Raw genomic sequence first — 22,591 nt, 5'->3', positions numbered from 1 at the left:
AGAAATTTAATCTCTCTACCCTGTTAAAATTATTCAACTCCCAAAAAACTGTACATCTTCTAGAGATACTAATTTTCTAGTTTTGATGTTTTTATAGTGCTTGAGCGTGATATTATTCAAGTTTTTTCATTGAGAATGCATAAATACAAACAAAACCAGTAATACATCTTTTCTGTGCCGTACTGGTTTTGTTTGAGATCATCTTAAATTGTAGCTAGTTCACCGAGATTGCAAATTCCGATTTCGGTGCCCCAGCGAATACGATTGTTCCGTTCTTCGGCAGTTTCGCCTTGTTATTGCCACTCACGATGCTAAAGTTGACACAAACTCCCTTCTCATCATACACCGCAAACGAACCCTTTGGTGGCAACGTCACGGTCATTCTTTTCTCTGCTGCCGCTTGCGGAATTGTAAACCATTTCGCATGTCCATTTGCTCCCAGCGTAACTTGGGATGATTGGCCTATATCAATTGGTTTTACATTTGATTCACTTACGTATAACAACCCAGCCATCTTCATATATTCATTTCCACCTTCTGTATAGAAGTGTGTTTCCGTTGTATCACGGCCATTCATTACGGGAATTTGGAGCTGATGCGTTGCGGTATTCGGACCTGTAATTTTTCTGCCCCCCCAATAACCTGCTGGGCCTTCCTTGCGAGTAATTTGTGTACTAAGAAGTTTCGGTTGAACGAGATATTGAATAGAACTAAATTTCTCGTTTACAAGATAGAACTTGACACCTTCCCTCTTTGCCCATGCAGCAGCGGTTTTCTTCGATAGCACGTTGTCTTCTAGTTTCTCAGCTAAATAGTGGGTCATCACACTTTGCCCTAAACCTGGATGCGATTTATATGCGCTCTCCTTCAAATAAGTTCTTCCATTCTTCTCGGTTACGAAGTTGAGCTTGGAAGTACCCCCCTCATTAATAAAGCTTCCATCAGTAGTATATACATATTTTACTTCTGGATTAGATGGTAAGAATAGTTCACCGTTCTTCGTAATTTCAATTTTGAAATGAGTTTCGCTATTGCCATAAAATCCTGCTTTCTTTGCTACGCCTTGAGGCATTTTGACTTTGACCGGCTTACCAAAGGATTTGTTCGGCTTGATTTCCTTAATAGTACCTTTTTCTTTAAGCGTAGCGAGCAGCAATTCAGTTGCCATTAGCTGATTTGTAGAGCTCCGTCCACCAGATGTCAATACAGCCGCTGCTATTTTCTGTTCCGGAAGCACGACTAATATAGCATGTTGCAATGCCGTATCGCCGCCCTTAGCCAAAGCTTTGATCCCATATTCACTGAATGGGTATAGTTTCACACTATCCCAGCCAAGACCATAGTTAAAAATATTCTCGCCAGCCCCCGGCCACATTCCTTTTTTATATTCCTCTTGCTCCATTGCCTTAACTACCTTATCAGAGAGGATTCCTTTTCCCTGTCCCATAAATAGTTGTGAGAATCGCACCATATCTTCTGCCGTGGAAGATATACCTCCCGTACCAATAACATTCACCGATTCAATTGGAAGTTGCCCTTGGTACGCCGGGTAATATAGTCCAGCCCGATTTTCATCCCTCCATTTGTCCTGCGGCGTTTTCGTATGATTCATTTTTAAAGGCCCTGTAAAGTTTTGATGTAGAAATTCAGTAAAGCTCATACCACTAACTCTTTCCACCAAAATTTCGGCCAGCGTAAAACCATCGTTACAGTATACCGAGAAAGCACCAGGGTCCGCCTTCAAGTTTTGATTTGACAATTGCTGTAACAAGGTATCATGGGCATAGGTATCATTATCGTTAAATAAAAATGCATTACCTAACGTAGAACCTTGCAATCCAGAGGAGTGATTCAATAACATACGCGGTGTAATACGTTTGTATCGACCGTCCTTCATCTTAAAATCAGGAACATAGCGGACAACAGGAGCATCCAAATCGACTTTTCCTTCATCGACCAATTTCATTACAGCCGCTGTTGCATACATTTTACTAACTGAACCAATCCCGTATAAAGTATCTTTGGTTAGCGGCTTTTCCCCTTCCATATCGTTCTTGCCAGCCTGACCAGACAAAATAAGTTTTCCATTATCAATTAGTGCATACTGCACGCTAGCTGCCCCATGGGACTTCGTAAGTAGCTCCGCTTTCTCTGCTGCAATCTTCTTCAGTTCCTGACTAGCTACTTCTTCACCAGTTACAACAGTAGTCTTACTTTCAGAAAATGCTTTCGCTCCTGTTGGTAGAATCATAGTTACCGCTAATGCAGTGGCTAACACACCAGTTAGCTTATTTTTCATCACGGAATTACCTCCTTAAATAATTGATCGTTTTCATCATTCCTTTGTGTAACTATGAAACTATGATAAATTTTACCCGTTTTTACTTTTAGACTACTTGCTAAATTCAGCAAGTAAAATATTTTTAAAAGGATCAGGAGTATCAGCTTTAAGGCTGTTCAAATTGACTGCCAATGTATGCTTGCCTCCAAGTGTGCCTCCAGCAAAAGTTAAAAAGCCAGGAATGGTTCCTCCATGCCCCCATATCGATTCACTGTTTGAAAGCTTCATTTTGAAAATTCCAAGCCCGGAATCACCAAGCTCATCTACTCCTGTAGGGACTGTTGTAAGCATTTGCTTTAGTTGCTGTTCTTTCAATAACTTGCCCCCAAGTAAATAAGAAAAGAATTTGTTTAAATCATCAGCTGTAGAAATCATATCTCCGGCCGAGCTCCCCATACTTGGGTTATAATAAGTAACATCTTTTGGCTCACTTGCTCCGTCTAATTGGATATATCCACGGGCATGCTTGGTTCCTGGAATGACGCTTGAATTTCCAGGTAAGAATGTATTCGCTAATTCAAGTGGTTCAATAATTCGATTTTCAATCTCTTCCGCATAGCTGTTCCCAGTTACTTTTTCAATAAGAATTCCTAGTAATACATATCCTGTATTTGAATACGACCAGCTCTTTCCTGGAGCAAAATCTGGAGGCATGGATATTCCCATCTTTACTAATCCTTCAGCAGTATAAGATTTTTTTGTATCCATCATATTAAAATCCTTTGACCTTGTGTAATTAGCGATACCACTTGTGTGATTCAATAATTGCCGGATAGTAATCTGTTTATCATCATATCCATTTCCTTGAATGACACCAGGTATCCATTTTTCAATAGAATCGTCTAGATTTAAGCGGTTTTCTCCTGCTAATTGAAGTATAACTGTTGCAGTGAACGTCTTTGTCACGCTGCCAATTCGAAAACGAAAATCTGTTTTCATTGGTTTCTTAGTACTCAGATCAGCTACACCAGCCGCATAACTCCATGTTTTTCCACTCTCAGAAGTTTTAGCAAGTATCCCTGGATATCCTAGTTTCAATGTATCCCGCATTGCCTCTTTGACGGAATTATGATCTCTTTGGGTGCTTGTTTGTAACGAACTAGATACATTTTGAATGGACTCCGCTTTTACACTTGAGGTTGGAGTTGTATAAAACAGGGAACCTCCAGTTATTAAAAGGGCTAAACCTGTACATGTAATTTGGCGATGCTTTTTCATCAAAATATTCCTCTCCCCTATTCATATTGTATAAATGGTTATTTGCTGTTTGGAACTAATCACACAGCTTTCTTCTTACCCCACTGCAAAAGGACGACATTGAATCTGTAATGTCTCTTTTCCTCCAAACAAGTCTTATTAATTGATTTGTTTTTTATAGAAATATATAGTATTTTTCTCCTCTCACTCTTCTTTACATTTTCATCTTACACAAGGAAAATCTCTTTTTTCTTACCTCTTCCTTACAAATTCCTTACGTTCAAAATTACTTTTATAATTGATTATTTTTTATGCGAGTCCCCTCACCATCAATTTAAGAATTAAAAAAAGAAGGGGATTATCCCCCTCCTTTTTACACTTGCTCCGACTGTCGGAATTATTTAATATAACCACGATTCAATTTAGTTAAATTTTCATTGATGTTAAAAATTCTTACTCTAATATCTTTAACACCAGCTGCTTCAAGTCTGCTCTTGTGCATTTCCGCGTATTTTTCAGCATCTTGTTTTTCTTCAAATACATAAATGCCTCCAGCTTCTTTTGTTTCTTCATTCTCAGTCCATATTTTCCAGTGGAATCCTTCTTCTTCGTTAATACTATTTGCTAAATCCCAAAATCCTTTTTCCATTTCTTCACCAAAAGGACCTTCAAACGGAAAATCAACTTGTAATAAATATGCCATTTTCACTCACTCCTATTTTTAATATAAAATTCTTCCCATTCTTTTACTGATCATGATTCGAATGATAGTAATGTCTAAATCCATATTGCTATTATTATTCAAGCACTAATTGGAGAATCCCCCTATTTGTAACATAATCACAAAACGATAGTAACTTGAACGCATAAAGTGAAAGTTTAATAGTTTTCAGTTATGTTTAAAAAATGTGATACAAACTTATCCCTAAACTAAGGATAAACAAAACAAGTGCAGGTATTGCTTTCTTAAAGGGATCTCTCGCTAATACAATTAGAGTTAATGCGGCTGCAAGCATCGTACCGCCTAATAACAATCCTGCCCATAAAGCTATTGTTGGAATCCAAATTTCTATCAACATTCCAATCGCTCCTACAATCTCAAAAGCTCCAGTTAAGAAATTAAAAAACGAAGGTAAACCAAATCGTTTGAATTCATCTGCCATTTTCCCCGATATAATTTTCGTTCCTGTCATTAAAAAGAACAGAAACAACACTACTTTTACAATATTGATGAAAATTAAAATAGTAATCACACCTTTCTTATTATTTGATAAAAACTCAGTATTGTTCAGGTAGTAGTCACTACCTTTACCCTATTTCCTGAGATTACCAGTATGGAATTCGCTTTCATTTACATTACCCATTTCCATATTAAAGGGCCGAAAATTACATGCTATAGCATATATAATGCAGGAATTTGACTGGTACTAGGCAAAAAAGTTAACCTGAATCAGATATGATACAAAATAAAGTTATCTTTCCATTCGTCCAAACAAACAAAAATTATATGCTATAGCACATATAATACCTAAAACAAAGTTTGTTCCTTATGAATAGCATAGCATCAATAAGGAACAAATATTAATAGCGTGTATCATACAATTTGTTTAATAACGATTGTAATACTTTAATTTCTTCCTCGCTCAAATTACTCGTAACGAAATGGTGAGCGTCTTTCACTACAGGCAAGATTGTTTTCTTTAACTCGTCACCTTTTTCAGTTAAAAAAAGGTTATGTGAACGCCTATCTTGGTCATTCAAAGCCTTCCTTACAATCCCTTTTCTCTCCATTGACTGTATCATTCTAACAACAGTAGTTTGATCTTTATCAATAGCTTCCGCCAACTCTTTTTGAGTAGTGCTCCTTTGGCTACAAAGAACACTAATAATCCCCCACTGCTCTGGCGTCACTCCATACGGCTTTAATTTCTTCGTAAAATAATTGGTCATTTTCACATCAGTACGATGAACAAGATAGCCTATTAAATCATGTAAGTTCATATATCACCTCTATAAATTAAGATATAAAAGGATACAGCATACCAGTCACTCATCCACAATGAATGTATTTGTTTCACCATATATATGCTATGGCACATATATTAAAGTAGATTATTTTAATTGTCAAATGATTTACCTATTATTTTTCGAAAACAAAATCGCCCCCCCTTAGATTATAGAAGGAATGACTAATTTGACGTATCTCTCTGACGATTTCTCCCTTATCATTTTATGATATGCTAATAACATTTGATAAAATATGGTATCTACAAATAGTCAAACACCTTTAAAGATACCTCGTCCAGTTCTTGCTGTTGCAAGATAAACAGCATATAATCCGTTAACCACCCACATTAGCAACGAAAACATAAAGAAAAGGCATTCCAAATATGAAACACCTTCTTTCGTTTTATAAAACCATCCACTTAAATCTATTTTACAAATATAACATTCAACACGCTGAAATCTTCTATTTAACGTAATCACTCATTTAACTAAAAAACTTAGTTAATTGCACAATGCTCTTCTCACTTTTCTTGCAAAATTTAGTGGATCATCAACGTCTTCGATATTAACGTAAATCAAATTTGGATCATCACATAACCACTCATTGTGTATAGACGAAACAATTATTCCTTGTTTAATAATTGTCGCCACAAATTCAGTGACTTCTTTTTGTAAGAGTGCTACTCGGCCTAGGCATAATGCTCGTCCAGTTTTATTGTCTCGTGATTCGAATGAAAAGGAAGTTGTTACTCTAAAACGTTTTCCCAAGATTGTTGCTCGTATTTCATCCCTGTTTATTGTTGCCACGCATTTCCCACCGGCGAATCCTTCTTGCCCGCCGATAATTCTTGCAAACTGTTGACAAATTAATTCATCATTAAACGCCATACCTTTAATCATCCCCCCTTTTACTGTTAGGTTATGAATGAATACATAGGTCTGAAACGGTAATGAATCTAATGTATTATAAAAAAAATGATGACAATCTATCGAGAGCTATTAGCTCAATTATTCTTGATCGTATGAATTGTTATCAGAGTTTAAATGGTGCAGAATTTTCATTTTATGTTTAATGGGCATCGGAGACTGAAAGCAAAACTCAGCTATTATATGATAAGACATTTTTAAAAAGCATAAAAAAGACACCCTAAGGTGCTATCCTCCGACTTGAGAATCTTATCTATGTATGGAGAAATTTAGAAAAGACAAATACAAAAGAGAAAATTCGAACTATAATTTATAGAACTCTTATGCCATGAATTACTTACATATTTCCTTATTTACCAGAAGAAGAATCTCAGTTACATTATTTTCTGAACAGTCTCGTTAAAGCCATCCCAAGAAATCCAATGCCCATTCCTATTAGCCATCCAGTTTGGGCATTACCTAACATAGATCCCACTCCTCCACCAAGAAACATACAGCCAACGAATACTAATCCTCCAATTCCCCAATTTGGCCGTTCCATAATTCAATCACATCCTTTCAATAAAACATATGCGATTAGCTCCCTCAACTTTCTTCTATAGGATAGTTCATTATTTTGCTTAAGTTTAGCGCTTCAAGGAATTCATAAGATGTGAAGCTTGAGCCATTTATATAGATTGTAGAAGTATGAAGATTTTCCACATTTTAAAATAGTAAAGTATAAACATGAAAAAACTCCAAACAAATTTTGTTCGGAGTTTTTTCAAATACGCGATATTTATTTAATCTTCATTATCAATTTCTATTGTACCTGTCCTTGCACTAACTTTTAAAATATTTAACAGATTATCAGGTGTCTTGATTTCCACTTCATATTCAAATTTTGATTGTGCTAAGTTGTCATCTTCTAATTCGAATTCTTTTTTCACATTAATAATTTCTCCATTTGTATGAGCTAAAGAAATTTCACGAACTTGTTTCTCTGTGTAGTTTTCATTCTTTTTTGCATAATTGTAACCCATGCCATAATATCCACTAATAATAGCAATACCACTTACTAAAATAGCAATTACACTTATCATTATTTTCTTTTTATGTTTTAACATTTCCATCCACTCCTTAATGATTAATCCTCTATTCCAAATCTTGCTTCAAGTGCATTTTCTGCTTGTTCTAATTGATCTTCCAGTATATCGTGTTCTCTTTCTTGCGTTTGATATTGTTCAACAGTTATCGTTCCAGCGTGATAATCTGCTTCTAGCTGATTATCAGATAGATCTATCTTGTCATCCAGTTGGTCAATTTCTTTTTTTACTGCTAAGTACGTATTTAGGTTTTCTTCTTTTGCTCCAACTGGTTTCGTGTTATTTGCCTTTTCTACAATAGATGTGACTTCGTTTTTGAAATCTTGTGTTTGCTTCGTATCATTCGTAGCAGGCCCTATTTTGCTTGGTTCTTGTTGTAATTGAGCAACTTCTTTTTGTAATTTATCATTTTCCACTTTCAGTTGTTGTACTTGTGTATTGTTATCAGCTTGAGTAGAACAAGCTGTTAACAATACACAAGACATTGCTCCAATCAGCATCCATTTTCCCATTCTGTTTTCCTCCCTTTACATGTGCACCTTATCCTTGCCTTTATATTACTCAACAAACATTAAAGGAAGATTAATGTACAAAAAAATAAAGTGAAGGCTTTTACAAGTAGCCCGACTCCCCCCTCGCATTCGCCGAATTTTGAGGGAGGAGTCTTACTACCCGTTAATACGGGATAAAATGATATAATTAACTAGTTTCTAATCTTTCTTTAATGTTTCGGAATTATAGTGATACATATTAATAAGAAGAAAAGGAGAATGTTAATGCGAGTTCTTATTGTCGAAGATGAACAAGACTTACAAAATATATTGGTAAAACGATTAAATGCAGAACATTATAGTGTCGATGCATGTGGGAATGGAGAAGATGCCCTGGATTATATAAACATGGCTACCTACGATTTGATTGTACTTGACATTATGATTCCAGGAATAGATGGTTTACAAGTATTACAAAGATTACGCGCGGACAATAATACAACTCCTGTCTTGCTTCTTACAGCTAAAGATACAATTGATGATCGTGTAACAGGACTCGACTTAGGTGCGGATGATTATTTAGTAAAGCCGTTTGCTTTTGACGAACTGTTAGCAAGAATTCGAGTGTTAATGCGAAGAAAAACAGGAAATACATCGAATGTGTTTGAAATCGCTGATCTAGTGGTAGATTGCAATATGCATAAAGTAACACGAGGAGACCAAGTTATCACTCTTTCCAGTAAAGAATTTGCTATTTTAGAATATATGATTCGTAATAAAGAAGTTGTGCTGACACGAGATAAAATTGAGCAACATGTGTGGAATTACGACTATGAAGGCGGCTCGAATATTATTGATGTTTACGTCCGCTATCTTCGTAAAAAAATTGATAGCCAGTTTGAAACGAAGTTAATTCATACAGTGCGCGGAACTGGTTACGTATTGCGAGTAGAACCATGAAAAGACTATCAATAAAAATGAGAGTGACCCTGTGGTATACGGGGCTAATTGTAATTATTATGGCACTCGTGTTAGCTTTTATTTTAACTTCTTCAGATAAAGTTTTACTTTTTAATATGAAAGATCAATTGAAGAGCACAGTAAAAGAAAGCATGGAAGATATCGAATATAAGCATGGGCAGTTAAAGATTGACGATGATTTTGAAACCTTAGAAGATGGAGTAAATATAAGCATTTATAGTAAACAAGGTGAGCTGTTGGTAGGACATAGTCCAACAAGCTTTAATAAAAAGATATCCCTTAAATCCGATGAAATACAAACCATTAAAGACGGCAATAAAGAATGGATAGTATATGATTTTCTCCATAATGCAGGCGGCGATGAGCAAGTCTGGGTTCGTGGAATAATGACTATGAACCAATTATCCTCAACGATGAATACGCTTATCGTGGTAACAATCATTTCATTCCCATTACTTATTCTTATTGCGGCATTCGGAGGATATTTTATCACGCAAAGGGCGTTTCGACCTGTGCAACAAATGAGTGATTCCGCCAGTAAAATTGGTGATGGTAAAGACCTTTCGAAGAGAATTAATTTACAAGGTTCACCGAAAGACGAAATGTATCATTTAGCACAAACCTTTGACAAAATGTTTGAGCGATTGGAGACATCATTTGAAAGTGAAAAACAATTTACATCTGACGCATCTCATGAATTAAGAACGCCAACATCTGTTATTATTTCACAATGCGAATACGCTTTATCGCAGAGGAATAACCCGAAAGAAATGGAAGAATCGTTAGAAGTAATTTTAAAGCAATCACGTAAAATGTCCGCTCTAATCTCACAACTCTTATTATTAGCAAGAGCTGACCAAGGAAATCATAATACTTTCCAATTTGAATGTATCAATATGAGTGAATTAACGGAAATCGTTGTAGAAGAACTTTCATTAATGGTTCAAGAAAATTCGATTGAAATAACAACTAATATAGAGGAAGACCTATTTATTAAAGCCGATCAAACATTGATGATGCGTTTATTAATGAATTTACTAACGAATGCGATTGCTTATAGCAAAGCGAGTGGAACTGTGAATATGCAACTATTCCGTGATGAAACCAACATAATAGGTAAAGTCTCCGATAATGGCATCGGCATCAGCGAGCAACATATTACTAAAATATGGGACCGCTTCTATCGAGTTGACGCAGCACGAACATCTTCAAACATCGGAAACACAGGTTTAGGATTGTCGATGGTAAAATGGATTGTCGAACTACATGGAGGAGAAATTACGGTTGAAAGTAAATTAGGAGAAGGCAGTACTTTTACATTTAAACTACCAATTGAAAAAAGAGCATAATTTATACGTATCTGTCGCTTCAGAATAAAGATTGATTCAAAGGCTCTCTACAATCCTTATGTAAAAATAACTGACGCATTTTAAACATCATCGATTTTATCATTTTGGACAACCTATTCTGTTAAATTAATATACATGCGAAAACACTATCAAAATAAAACCCCAGAAATCCAATGGTCTCTGGGGCTTCATTATATATTTAGCTCTTTTTGCTTTTTGTTTTGTTTATGTCTATAGAGCAATTTACGACTTATTAGAGAAATCACTAATAAGGTCAGAATTAATAAGATAAGTTGCATAAATGATAAATCAAAATATTTAGCACCTGTAACGATTAAAAGTGTAGAAATCGTGCCTTTTACAACGAAAAAAATAATAACCCATAATCCGCCTTTTTTCCAGTTCATTTTATATTACCCTTTCCTACGTTTAAATTCTTAAAATATTTAATGATAGTTCGTAAATATGACAACTTAATAGAAATCTATTATATTAACAAAAAATTCATGTCTAATTAAATGCGACGATTCTATATTAAGTGAAAATGATATTCATTGTCAATTTTATTGATTATTTGAATACTTATTCTTAATCTCTTTCTACTTTGTTTCTTATAAGCAATACACTCTTGTATTCAAACAAAAACACCTCCATTGCATTTGCACACTTAGTATGCGAATGCAAGAGGTGTTTTTTCATATACCATCAGATAAGATTTCCTGCTTTGTTTATTTCTTGATACGTAGCTATTTTCTAGTACACGATAACTGGATCATACGTGTTCAAACTATCATATACAGTTTTTGCAACATTAGGAAGAAGGTTCACACATCCACCTGATCCTCCTGTTAAATAAGCATTATTTCCCCAGTCTTTTCGCCAGCCGGCATCGTGGAATCCTTGACCACTATTTGTGAATGGAACCCAGTAATCTACTTTAACCGCATAATCAGCTTTTCCTACTGCGTTACCTCTTAGCGTATATGGTGTTCGTTTATATAGGACGTACCACACACCTGGTGATGTATCTTCACCAGTACTATGTTTACCAGTTACTACATTTGTTGTAACAACTAATTTTCCATCTTTGTAAATCCAAATTTGTTGCTCTGCAATTGAAACTTCCGCATACGTGTCTCCGATGCCATTATTCGCTGTTGTTTTATAACCGATACCTTCCTTCTCCCAACCATTTCCGTGAATGTTAGAAGCAGAAAGCGACTTTTCGCCTTTCTCAAAGGCTTGTTGAACTTGTTTAGTTTCTTTTTCAACATCTAGTGCCCAGCCGTAGCCTTGCCCTTTTACTGATATGACTGAACCAGAATGCGTTTTAAATGAGAAATCTTTATTTAATGTTGATTTGGCATTATTAATTTCAGTAATTTTATTCTTAATGTCGCTCGCGTCAATTGTAACTTTCATATCCTTTGACATAGAAGCATTTTGAATTAAATCTTTTGCTTTTAAAGGATAAACTTCATTCTGCACTTTATACTCAACAGACTGCCCAAGAAGATTCTGTAGTGCTTTCTCCTCTTTTTTGACAATCGGATCGTCTTCTTTAATAGGTTTTATGTATGCAGACTTCAGATGAATTTCGCTTTTATATTTTTGCTTATCGTAATCTTTCAGTAGACTAGTAACGTCATACTGTTTTCCTTCAACACTTTTCGAAATAACAATTTTTCCTTGTTCTAGCTTCGCCATAGCATCTTGAGGCGCTTTTAATTTCTCATTCATAGAGATGAGCTTTTCTTCTACAAGTTTTTTCATCGTTTCACTACGATACTGATCTGCCTTCTCTGGTAGCAATGAATAATTTTCTCCCTTTGAGGAAGGGAAAAATGTCCACTGACTTTTTAATAGTTTCTTAACTTGAGGCAAATCTTTTTCCGTAAGTTCCGTTTTTGTATCTTTTTCATCTAAAATTTGTTGTTGATCAACATAGACTTTGTTTGCTAGTCCAGATGTCTTTAATTTCTGTATTGCCTGATCAGCGCTCAGACCACCAACTTTTGTGTCATTAATTGTAACATTCGAATTGAAGTGAGTTGCCTGATAATAACTCATTCCCCCAATAAGAAGTGCAATTACACCAATACCCGCTGCGATAAACTTCCAATTTGTATAACGTTTGTTTGATCTTACTCGTTTTTGATCAATTTCTTCAACTGATTCATTTGTTGTATTGTTGTTCATCAATCTTTCCCCCGTATGCATTAACGTCAAACGATTTTCAACTAAAATCATAGACTAGTGTACCTTATTTTTCCTAAAATTTCATTATTTCCGACCACATTTTATCGCAATTTAATGATTTAATTTAGATTTTTTAATAGTACGATGCATTGAACAGCCCTTTACAAGTCATAAAGTGAAACTTAAATTAACCGTCATACCAAGAGATTTAGCTTAATATTCTAGGGGGAAATTTTTCTCTTTACGTAAAATACGAATTATATTATCCATTTTTATGAACATCAATCCCTAATTTTGTCAAAAAATAAACGATAGTCCTTCTACATTTTTGATAAAAGGACTATCGTTTTTCAGTTAGAGTATTTGTATAATCGTTTAACTTTTTATTTCCTGAAGGTCAAACGTGATGAAGATGATGAAATTTCATCTCCAAGACTTTAAATGAAAACATTATGTTTTTTTATGGCAACCAAGTTTATTTTCTTAGCTTGATGACGATGGGATATCACAGCATGTCCAGCAGCCTAAGATTAAGTAAGAGTCCGTTCAACTAGATTTTTTCTAATATTTTTAGGAGCATCTTATTTCAGCCTCGTCATATTACACTAATTGAATTTAAAACAAATCCGTATGCTATTTAGTAAAATTTACGATTCGAGACATAATTATTGCAGTAGCCAAGATAATAATAGCGGTTATCAAACCAGATTCTCCAATCCAAATCTCAGTTTGATCTCCTGTACTTGCACGTGCGAAAGGTCCTTGAATAATGGCATTCCAAGTAGTATGAATGATAACCGAAGGCCAAACGCTACCTGTGATAAGTCGTAAATAAGCTGTAATATAACTGAATGGCACAATACAAAAATAGATGCCAAGTACTGAAAGTAGGGCAGATGTTCCTTCTACATATAGACCAGCAATAACAATTGGAACATGCCACGTTGCCCAAATCAATCCGCTAATAAGGATTGGGCGTGAAAACTCTGCATCGATTAGTCTTGTAAGCATATAACCTCGCCAACCCATTTCTTCTCCCATAACTGGAATTAAGTTAAGCAAGCTACCTAATACTCCGCTCAATACTACTATAAAAATGAAACTTAATGGTATGGGTAGATACTGAAATCCAAGTATATTGTAAATAGGTTCTAGCATACCACCTTGCGGGGGCTGAAACTTCGCAATTCCGCTCAACCAGGCGATAGAATAAGTAATTCCACAAATAATCATAGGTATTAGCAGAGCAAAACCAATCCCCTTCCATATCTTTAAGTTACCGAGACTAAAAGATACATCTTTAAACCCTTCTTTCAATATTATACGAGTCAAAATAGAAGAAAATGCCGGGGTAAACATATATACCACAATAAGCGGCATACTTTTAGTAATCATTACTAGTACATTTAGGATAATAGAAGTAATAGTTAAGATACTTAGAAAAAGTTGAAGTCCTATTTTAGCACGATGGATTTTATCTTTATTGTGGAACGATTTTGCGTGTAATAACATTGTAATCCGCCCTTCCCCTTTATTCATTTGTTTATCAAATTTACTTCCTGTCATTTCAACAGCTACAACTTAGAATAAAAATATTTTGACATACAGATCATTCATCTTTAAAATCCCTCCCAAATTCATAATCTAGTCTTACTTGCGATTCAACAATTTAATTATTATTTATAAACTGTCATAGCCGATAGTACAAAAGTGTAATGATTAACCTATGACTTGTGTCAATTAATCTTATGACAATATGTAACTAGAAAATATGATATGGAATAAATAACAATTGAATTAAGGCAATTGATTCGTGCAAGTACATGAATCAATCTTGTTTATAAAAATAATTCAATTGAGGTGGGCAAAAATGAATAAGAAAAGAATGATTGCAATGGTTAGTACAGCTTTATTAGTCACAGGATGCGCGGAAGTAGGAAACGCTCAAACTGTAGCAGTCGAAAATTCAGGTCAATCAGTCCAAAAAAATATAGTTAAATCAATACAATCACAGGCTAACCCATTAAAAACGATAGAGCCGTCAAAACCATTTGAAGATTTAAAACCACTTAAGAAAATGATTGGGAACGCGCAATATGTAGGATTAGGAGAGAATACTCATGGAAGCTCTGAAATTTTTACTATGAAGTTTCGCCTTGTGAAATATTTGGTTACTGAAATGGGTTTTACGAATTTTGCAATGGAAGAAGATTGGGGAAACGGCTTAAAACTAAATGAATATATCCAAACAGGAAAAGGAAACCCTAGGGAATTTTTAAAATTGTTATATCCTACTGATGAAATTATAGCCATGATTGAGTGGATGAAAGATTATAATGCTGATCCATCCAATAAAAAAAAGATCCAATTTATTGGGCTCGACTTAAAGGCATTGGACCAAGGTAGCTTTAATAAAGTAATTGATTATGTAAGGCTCCATCGACCAGATTTGCTGGCAGAAGTAGAAGAAAATTATAAAGAATTGTCTTCTTTTACTGGAAGTATACAGGAATATATGAAACTTGCTCCTGAAAGAAAAGAGAAGTTTAAAGCAAACGCTGAGAGAGTAGCCCGATTACTAAAAGATGAGAATGAGCAAGCCAACACAGAAATAATTCCATCCGAGTACATCTGGGCGAAAGCAACGGCAAGTGCAATAGAGAAATTTACCACAATGCTACTTCCTAACGACTATCCAAGTATAATAAAACTACATGAACAATACTTGGCCGATCATGCAATGTGGGCACAAGAGACATTTGGTGGTAAAACGATGGTATGGGCACACAATATTCATATAGCTAAAGGAATTATCGATGAGAAATTATACCCTTATGTTGCGGGGCAGTTTTTGAAGGAACGTTTAGACAATAATTATGTCACAATTGGTAGTACAACTACGGAGGGGAATTTTACCTTATACAGCGAATATGATCCTTCCACTGGAGGTAAGATTACAACCGACACTATTCCACAAGATGTAAAAAGTTTCAATTATACTCTCGGAAAAGTGCCATATAAAATGTTTTTATTGGATAACCGTCACCTTAAAGGACAAGCAGAAAAATGGGTTAAAGCAAAAAGACCATTACTAAGTATAGGGGGACAAATCCTCCCGAACAGTTCGGTGTATTTTGATACTTCATTGTTTGAGCAATTTGATATTATTTTTCATATTCGAAAAACAAGTCCATCTCATATTAAATAAAAGTACAAAACAATCCCGTTCTTGCAGATGTAAGAACGGGATTGTTTTGTGAGGATTAATAAAGTGAAACTTTAATCAGCAGGTTTTTGTTCATCCCCCACTGATTATTAGCCTTCACCAATCGTGCGTTTACCGGCAGCCCGCCCCCCACCTAACGCTGAATTTTGAGGTGGGAGTCTTACTGCCCAGTAAATAGCGGGATAAAAGCATCTTTTTTAACCAGAAGTAAGCTGCTCTCCCCTTTTTAACATCATTTAGAACTGTCATATGACACTTTTACACTAGTGAGAATGACAAAAAAAGCAGTATGATTCGGTTATTACATAGATAGGAGCGATGAACTTTATGAAATCAAGATTCATCCAGAATGGTTATTTTTTATTGCTAACTTTCGGTACAGGATTGTTTTATTTTTGTTTTTACCTAATAGCTCTGCTATTTAGTTTAACCCTTTCATTTACTGTTGTTGGGATTCCACTAGTTATACGCGTACTACAGACTACCACACCCTTTATCCAATTCGAGCGCATACAGACGAAAATTTATACAGATATTTCAACAGACTCTTACGATAGAAGTATAATAATGGATACATCGAACTGGTCTCAGGTGAAATTAGTGCTAACAGATCGTCGCACTTGGTGTGCTGTCTATTGGCTAATGCAGAAATTTACGATTGGCATTTTCAGTCTCATTAGTGCAATCATTTTTTACGTAATGCCACTTATGTTCCTGTTGACACCACTACTGTATCGATACATCGATATGAATATTATATTTATACAAATAGATACTTTTACCAAGTCACTCTTTGTAATGTTTATGGGTATAGTATTTACCGCTATAAGTATTAGAATAGTCGATGGTTTGACAAAGAAAATTGGGGGCTATACACGTAGTATGATTCGGCAACTAAATCAATAGAAGTTTGCAGTTTGTGAGTAGTATCGTAGTTTTAAATTAAAAAGTATAATAAGGCAGGAAGGATTAAATTATAATATAGGAAGTAAAATGGTAGGCTATTTAGGGGGTAAAGGACTTGTTAGATATGGTTAAGTATTGGTTTTGGTATGATTGGATTATGTTAGGGGTACGCCTACTTGCTAGTGTGTCTATCATTCTAGCTACATTAAATTTTCAGGATGGTTTAACATTACCACTTTGGATTATTATTCTTTGGGAAATTATTGCCTTCTCTGTTCCATGGGTAGCCTTACTATTCAATTATAAATATTATTTGTTCACAGAAATACTGCTGTATGGTGGACTATGTATATATTTAACCTCATTATTTCCAGGGGCTTACAACACATTTCTTATATCAGTGTTTCTAATTGCTGCGAATAGTAAGCATTTGTCCTATTATTGGACAGCTCCAATAACGGTTTTTATAACAACTGGAATTTTCTATGCGGTCTCGCCAAGTAATAGCTATTGGATTATGGTCACCTATTATGGATTCGCATATGTAATGGGCTTCGCTTTTCATTTATTAATCGTCAATCATAAACAAAATGAATCAATTCGTAAACAAAACGCAGTACTTGAGCAATATATGTCTCAGATTGAACGCATTACACTGGCGGAAGAACGAAACAGACTGTCGAGTGAGCTTCATGATACAGTTGGTCACGCTTATACTTCTATTATTATGGGGATGGAAACGTTGCGCACCGAACTTGCTACTGAAATGGGTATACAGAGGCTAGATTCTCTGCTTGAAATGGGACGTAAAAGCATCGAGGACGTGAGAGGTTACCTACATCAAATGGAGTCTCCTTGTCAATCGCCTTCCTTAATTCAATCTCTCCAAAATCTTGGAGCCGAATTTCAGGAGCACGCTCAGGTTAATGTAAGTTTTCGGGCATACGGAGAGGAATATGAATTGTCTCGGCAAGCGAAGATAGCGTTCATTCGTTGCTTACAAGAGTCCCTTACGAATGCAGTACGTCATGGTCAGGGAACTGAAATTATAGTTTCATTGCAGTTTGAACAACAATATACGAGATTAGAAGTTCAAGATAATGGAAAAGGAAATGTAGAATGGCAGGAAGGCTTCGGTCTGAATGCAATGAAAGAACGAGCAATGAATTTGCAAGGTCAATTGTCTGTATATACAAAGCCAGATGAAGGAATGCTTGTTACATGTACCATACCGCGACAAACTGAAATAAAAGATGGACTTATTCGTTTGTTAATTGTAGACGACCAGCCATTTGTTCGGGAAAGTTTGAGGACACTACTCGATAGATATGAAGATTTAAATGTAGTCGGTTTGGCCGAGGATGGCAATGAAGCCATCGATTTGTGTGGGCGCCTTCAACCTCATGTTATACTTATGGATTTAGATATGCAACACATGGATGGAGTCGAAGCAACCAAAAAGATTAAGCAACAATGGCCACATATCCGCATATTGATTTTTACCACTTTTCAGGATACCGAACAGGCGTTGGAATCGCTTCGCAACGGTGCGGATGGTTTTTTACTCAAATCTATTGAAACATTGGAGCTAGCTAATACGATCCGACTTATTCACAAAGGTGGGACACTGATTGATCAGGGAATGTCTCACAAAATATTTGAAAAGTTTGATGCGCAAAAAGAGACACCACAATCAAAAGCAACCGCTTATGAGCTAACAGCTAGGGAGATAGAAATATTGCAACTAGTAGCCAAGGGACTTCGATACACTACCATAGCATCAAGGTTATATTTATCGAATGGTACGGTCAGAAATTATGCTTCCACAGCTTATACAAAGCTAGGAGTCCGCAACAAAGAAGAAGCTGTGCAAAAGGCTCTAGAAATTGGAATTATTGAATAAAAAAACGTTTTTTGTTTCTTTACAGCAAGGTAAAATGTAGTTACAAGGTACAGTAAAAGATAAAGTGGATATTACTGCCGACACCCAAATCTCTATTCCAGTTATTTTAGACTTAAAGGAACGAAAATTGATTTGGACAGATTTGTCTCTTACAAGAGATCTAACTTATGATAATACCATCGAAGCTAATCAAAAAGGTATGATACTAGTTGGAAAGGCTTTAACTAATTTAGTTAAACCGAATTTATATGACTTGTTCCGATTACATATTGAAGCTAGAGGTGAACTCGTTCAAGACATCGAAGAAGCAGAAACTATTTTCTCTTTGAATAAAGGGATTACTCCTTTCGATATCGAAAAAATAATATCTGATTTTATAGCTGACTCAAAAGGCTAACTACATTACAAACATTGATAATGTGTGGAAAATATCGATGTATAATGTCTATGTGAAACAGGACCTAATAGATGTATATCAGGTCCTGTTTTTTATTTAGTAGATACTAAATAATCTGGTTAATCACTATTCATCTAAATACACTATACTAATAAAGTGAAATTTATTCGAAAGAAGTTCATTAGTTAATATGTATCTAATTAAGAAACATTCATATACCAGCCCAAACATCTTTTCCATATCGCCCTTCATCTTGCACACGATCCAACCAATTTCTTGCTTCTTGTTCACTGACTTCATGAATTTCTTGATATGCTTGACAAAGGGTATCTTCTACATCCGGAGCCATTTTACTTCCATCACCACATATATATAAAGATGAGCTCCATTATCTAATAACGAAATTAAATTGATTCTATCTTGTTTTATCAAATGCTGTACATATGTTTTTGGATGTCCCTCTAGACGAGAAAAAGCTGTGTGTAAAGAGATTAATCCATCTCTTTCATCATTTTCTAGTTCTGTACGATAGAGATAATCTTTTTCAGGATGACGACAACCAAAATATAGATGCGCTTGTCCTAAGTTAATACCTTGTTGCTTTTGAACACGACGCGCTTGCAAGAATCCACGGAATGGTGCAATTCCAGTACCTGGCCCAACCATAATAATTGGTGTTTCTGGATTTTTAGGTAATTCAAAGTTTGATTGTGGCGTTCGAATGAAACAGATAATCTCATCTTTATTATGACGCTGAGCTAAGTAATTAGAAGCGACTCCTTCATATGTCCCTTCCCCACTCCATGCAGGCGCATTAACAACACCGACCGTAATGCTCAGACGATTGTGTGCAACGAGTGGAGAGCTTGAAATAGAATAGTAACGCGGTTTGAGCGCAGGAAGAAGTTCTAAAAAGCGTTCAAATCGGATTTCACAAGCCTCATACTTTTCAAGAAGGTCCAACATTGAAATCCGTTTCTTTAATATTTGTTCATGGTAAACTCCTTCTTCTAATAATGCTTCCAATTCTTTTTTATGAGGAGGACATGCTGTGAATGTTACCATTTCTCGTATTTGTGCTCGAGTGGCAGCTTCTTGAACTTCAACACTATAACTAAGAAGGTCCAATAAACTAACAGGACTGTCTAAAGGTATGTGATTTATACTTCGTCCACTTGCACTCAGTATAACTTGATCCTTCCCATTTAATCCAAAACGTTTTAAAATTCGGTTGATATTTTTCTCGCTATTAACTGGCAACACTCCAAGGTGGTCTCCTTCTTTATATGTAGCGCCTTCTGGCAAAGATACCTCGATATGTCGTGTACTTCTATCACTGCTGGATGATTGAAGTTCACGATTTTCTAGTATAGATGCATAAACTGCTTCATATGTTCGTGCAAGAGGAGATCCTCCAAGACGACTGACAAATTGCAGACTCAAAGTACTGCGCTCTTTTTCCATATTTTTGTTGAGCTCCAATCCAAATGCCTTCATCGCATCAGACCACATGTTTTGTTTCCATTGCTCAAGCTGTTCCTCGAAATCACCACTTGCATCTGCTTCTCCGCGTTTAGAAAATCTTGTTGCTCCTTTTTGAGCCATTTGCTCATCAATGTATCTTGGAATCCGTTGGTAGGTACTAGCCCAATTATGATCTCCACAACCAAAAACTGCGTATTGAACCCCTTTTAGCTCATCTGGTTTTAGTTCCTCCAACAATTGCACAAACTGCCCTGCATTACTTGGCGGTTTTCCATTATAAGAAGAAGTCACAATAAGTACCGCTCCTTCTTTTGGCAAACTTCCAATTCGATCGTTAAGAGCTACCACTTCCGTTTGAACTCCTTCTAAACTAGCTGTATCTGCTAATTCTCTTGCAATACCTTCTGCTACACCTGTATCCGAGCCATACAGAACAAGAAGTGAAAGATTATCGGCCCCAATAATAGAAGGTGTCTTCTGGACGTGTTGCTTAATTTCATCGTTTTTCAGCTTGTCCTCTGTAGGTGCAAGAACAGTAGGATGACTAATAGTTTGTTTTCGGGGTAGAATCCTAATCTTAAAATCACCGGGCTTTAGCGTTAATGTTTGTTTTACGTCCAGCTGATAGTTTTGATAATCGATTAATTCAAAATGTTGAAGAAGCATTCCCATTACAAGAGTGGCTTCATGAAGTGCAAATTGCATACCGATACATGCTCTCTGGCCATTTCCAAATGGCTTATAAGCATGATGAGGAACCTTATCCAGCTCTTCAAATCGTTCAGGTTGGAATTCTTCCACATTGTCTCCCCATGCATCTTTATCCCTATGTAGCTGTGGAATAAGAACAGAAATACGATCTTCTCCTTTCTTAATTGGGTATTTCCCGCCAATCACTGTATCTTCTTTTGCATAGAGACTGAATGCTGGAGCGGTAGGCCATAGACGTAGCGATTCATTTAAAATCATCCGTATATACTTCAGTTTCATAACTTGTTGGTATGTTGGAGTAGGATCTGTCAAAACACGGTCTACTTCTTCATAGGCTTTTTTCAATTTATCCGGATTCTTTAATAAGAAGTAAATTGCAAAAGATAACAATCCACTTGTTGTCTCATGTCCAGCTATTAAAAAAGTAATAATTTGGAAACGAATGTTTTCATCATCTAATTTTTCACCAGTTTCCGGATCTGGCACATTTAGCATACGGGAAAGTAAATCATTTTCTTCCTGATCTCCACTACTTTTACGTTCAGCAATAATATTATCTACTAAAGAAAACATAGATTGAATATCATGCTGAAATTGACGTTTCGTTCTCCACATAAGTTTGTCTTCTATATCCAGCCGCTGCAATTGGTGCATCGCCTCATCTAGAGCACGGGTCATGCTAGTAATAAAAGGATGAGGGGTCTCACGATAAAAGCTATTGAATCGGTAATTAAAACCACATAGACCAATTGTATCTAACGTAAGACGTGTCATATCCTCCGGAACATCTACGTTTTCATTCGGATTAAGCCGTGCCCATTTTTGAACGAGTTGTACAGCAATATCGACCATCATGGCATGGTAATCTTTCATTGCCCGTTGGCTGAATGTAGGCATCAAAATATTATGAGCTTTTTTCCAGTTAGGCTCGTGAGTCTCGCTAGTAAATAATCCGTCCCCAGCAAAGGCACGAACTTTTGCTAAAGCACCCTCTATACTTTTATCGAACCGTGTTTCGTCACAAACTTCTGCTACCAATTCATGTCCAGAAACGACAATGATGGTATCACTTAAAGTTTGAATTTGAAAAATGGGACCATACTCTTCCGCTATCTTGATAAAGGATAGGGTCGGTTTATCTTTATCGATTAATGGGAGATTACCCAGCGGTCCATATGTTTTCGGCTGAGGAATGGCAGATACTTTTTTTTCCATTAAAAACACCCTTTCAAAAAAGCATGAAATAAAGATATGTAATTGATTACCTTATTTTATCTTTTCCCTAACTATTCATGATTATGATATTGCGTATAAGCTTGGCAATTAGATTTATAACTTGTAGAAAAATACTAAATTAAAATGAAGCGAATAAATATAGTTGGAGCC

The 22,591-nt window shown here is 35.8% G+C and carries 17 protein-coding genes and 2 pseudogenes; 6 read left to right on the top strand and 13 right to left on the bottom strand.

Features of this window, described 5'->3' with window-relative positions; translation table 11 throughout:
- Window positions 1-214: 214 nt before the first annotated feature.
- From ACTFN4_RS13490 to ACTFN4_RS13450, 9 genes are all read right to left on the bottom strand, one after another.
- Window positions 215-2,299 (bottom strand): serine hydrolase domain-containing protein, encoded by a 2,085-nt coding sequence (locus ACTFN4_RS13490; protein ID WP_439962490.1) that lies wholly within the window; start codon window positions 2,297-2,299, stop codon window positions 215-217.
- 93 nt (window positions 2,300-2,392) lie between these two features.
- Complete coding sequence (locus ACTFN4_RS13485) at window positions 2,393-3,559, bottom strand: serine hydrolase domain-containing protein (RefSeq protein ID WP_439962418.1); 1,167 nt, start codon at window positions 3,557-3,559, stop codon at window positions 2,393-2,395.
- A gap of 376 nt (window positions 3,560-3,935) precedes the next feature.
- Window positions 3,936-4,241, bottom strand: a complete 306-nt coding sequence (locus ACTFN4_RS13480; protein ID WP_000323769.1) for a monooxygenase — start codon at window positions 4,239-4,241, stop codon at window positions 3,936-3,938.
- 196 nt (window positions 4,242-4,437) lie between these two features.
- Window positions 4,438-4,788 (bottom strand): DoxX family protein, encoded by a 351-nt coding sequence (locus tag ACTFN4_RS13475; RefSeq protein WP_439962489.1) that lies wholly within the window; start codon window positions 4,786-4,788, stop codon window positions 4,438-4,440.
- A gap of 331 nt (window positions 4,789-5,119) precedes the next feature.
- Window positions 5,120-5,539, bottom strand: coding sequence for a MarR family winged helix-turn-helix transcriptional regulator (locus ACTFN4_RS13470; protein ID WP_001048567.1), 420 nt, complete (start codon window positions 5,537-5,539; stop codon window positions 5,120-5,122).
- 507 nt (window positions 5,540-6,046) lie between these two features.
- Window positions 6,047-6,445, bottom strand: a complete 399-nt coding sequence (locus tag ACTFN4_RS13465) for a DUF1259 domain-containing protein (protein ID WP_000589729.1) — start codon at window positions 6,443-6,445, stop codon at window positions 6,047-6,049.
- 406 nt (window positions 6,446-6,851) lie between these two features.
- On the bottom strand, window positions 6,852-7,013 hold the full coding sequence (locus tag ACTFN4_RS13460) for a hypothetical protein (protein WP_000441009.1): 162 nt from the start codon (window positions 7,011-7,013) through the stop codon (window positions 6,852-6,854).
- 241 nt (window positions 7,014-7,254) lie between these two features.
- Window positions 7,255-7,578 (bottom strand): PepSY domain-containing protein, encoded by a 324-nt coding sequence (locus tag ACTFN4_RS13455; protein ID WP_000912138.1) that lies wholly within the window; start codon window positions 7,576-7,578, stop codon window positions 7,255-7,257.
- A gap of 20 nt (window positions 7,579-7,598) precedes the next feature.
- Window positions 7,599-8,069 carry a hypothetical protein gene (locus tag ACTFN4_RS13450; RefSeq protein WP_100650541.1) on the bottom strand — a complete coding sequence of 157 codons (471 nt, stop codon included), beginning with the start codon at window positions 8,067-8,069 and terminating at the stop codon, window positions 7,599-7,601.
- A gap of 264 nt (window positions 8,070-8,333) precedes the next feature.
- Here ACTFN4_RS13450 and ACTFN4_RS13445 point away from each other — a divergent pair, with 264 nt between their 5' ends.
- Together ACTFN4_RS13445 and ACTFN4_RS13440 are read left to right on the top strand one after the other, a co-directional pair.
- A complete protein-coding gene (locus ACTFN4_RS13445) occupies window positions 8,334-9,008 on the top strand; it encodes a response regulator transcription factor (protein WP_001264525.1) in 675 nt (224 codons plus the stop codon).
- Window positions 9,005-10,378 carry a sensor histidine kinase gene (locus tag ACTFN4_RS13440; protein WP_060851931.1) on the top strand — a complete coding sequence of 458 codons (1,374 nt, stop codon included), beginning with the start codon at window positions 9,005-9,007 and terminating at the stop codon, window positions 10,376-10,378. Before ACTFN4_RS13445 ends, ACTFN4_RS13440 begins: the two co-directional genes overlap by 4 nt.
- 191 nt (window positions 10,379-10,569) lie before the next feature.
- Here the strand turns inward: ACTFN4_RS13440 and ACTFN4_RS13435 are convergent, their stop codons facing one another.
- The 3 genes from ACTFN4_RS13435 to ACTFN4_RS13425 form a co-directional block, all read right to left on the bottom strand.
- Window positions 10,570-10,785, bottom strand: coding sequence for a hypothetical protein (locus tag ACTFN4_RS13435; RefSeq protein WP_001104104.1), 216 nt, complete (start codon window positions 10,783-10,785; stop codon window positions 10,570-10,572).
- Between the two features lie 346 nt (window positions 10,786-11,131).
- Window positions 11,132-12,577 (bottom strand): L,D-transpeptidase family protein, encoded by a 1,446-nt coding sequence (locus tag ACTFN4_RS13430; protein WP_065212246.1) that lies wholly within the window; start codon window positions 12,575-12,577, stop codon window positions 11,132-11,134.
- 633 nt (window positions 12,578-13,210) lie between these two features.
- Complete coding sequence (locus ACTFN4_RS13425; RefSeq protein WP_002183718.1) at window positions 13,211-14,089, bottom strand: CPBP family intramembrane glutamic endopeptidase; 879 nt, start codon at window positions 14,087-14,089, stop codon at window positions 13,211-13,213.
- 358 nt (window positions 14,090-14,447) lie between these two features.
- On the opposite strand from ACTFN4_RS13425, the gene ACTFN4_RS13420 reads away from it, so the two are divergent.
- The 4 genes and pseudogenes from ACTFN4_RS13420 to ACTFN4_RS13405 all read left to right on the top strand — a co-directional run.
- Entirely contained in the window at window positions 14,448-15,785 is a 1,338-nt protein-coding gene (locus ACTFN4_RS13420) for an erythromycin esterase family protein (protein ID WP_001036229.1), read from the top strand.
- Between the two features lie 345 nt (window positions 15,786-16,130).
- Window positions 16,131-16,709 (top strand): sensor domain-containing protein, encoded by a 579-nt coding sequence (locus ACTFN4_RS13415; protein WP_439962416.1) that lies wholly within the window; start codon window positions 16,131-16,133, stop codon window positions 16,707-16,709.
- A 115-nt stretch (window positions 16,710-16,824) separates the two neighbouring features.
- The gene (locus tag ACTFN4_RS13410) at window positions 16,825-18,612 is read left to right on the top strand and encodes a response regulator (RefSeq protein WP_439962414.1); all 1,788 of its coding nucleotides are present in this window, start codon (window positions 16,825-16,827) and stop codon (window positions 18,610-18,612) included.
- 49 nt (window positions 18,613-18,661) lie between these two features.
- Window positions 18,662-19,009, top strand: a pseudogene (locus ACTFN4_RS13405) (TerD family protein); the annotation flags it as partial.
- 211 nt (window positions 19,010-19,220) lie between these two features.
- Here ACTFN4_RS13405 and cypD read toward each other — a convergent pair.
- A pseudogene (gene cypD / locus ACTFN4_RS13400) lies at window positions 19,221-22,420 on the bottom strand (bifunctional P-450/NADPH--P450 reductase).
- Window positions 22,421-22,591: the final 171 nt, after the last annotated feature.

Source organism: Bacillus cereus group sp. MYBK95-2, from assembly GCF_051915225.1.
Lineage (GTDB): Bacteria > Bacillota > Bacilli > Bacillales > Bacillaceae_G > Bacillus_A > Bacillus_A cereus.
This window is presented reverse-complemented; position numbering and strand designations above follow the sequence as displayed.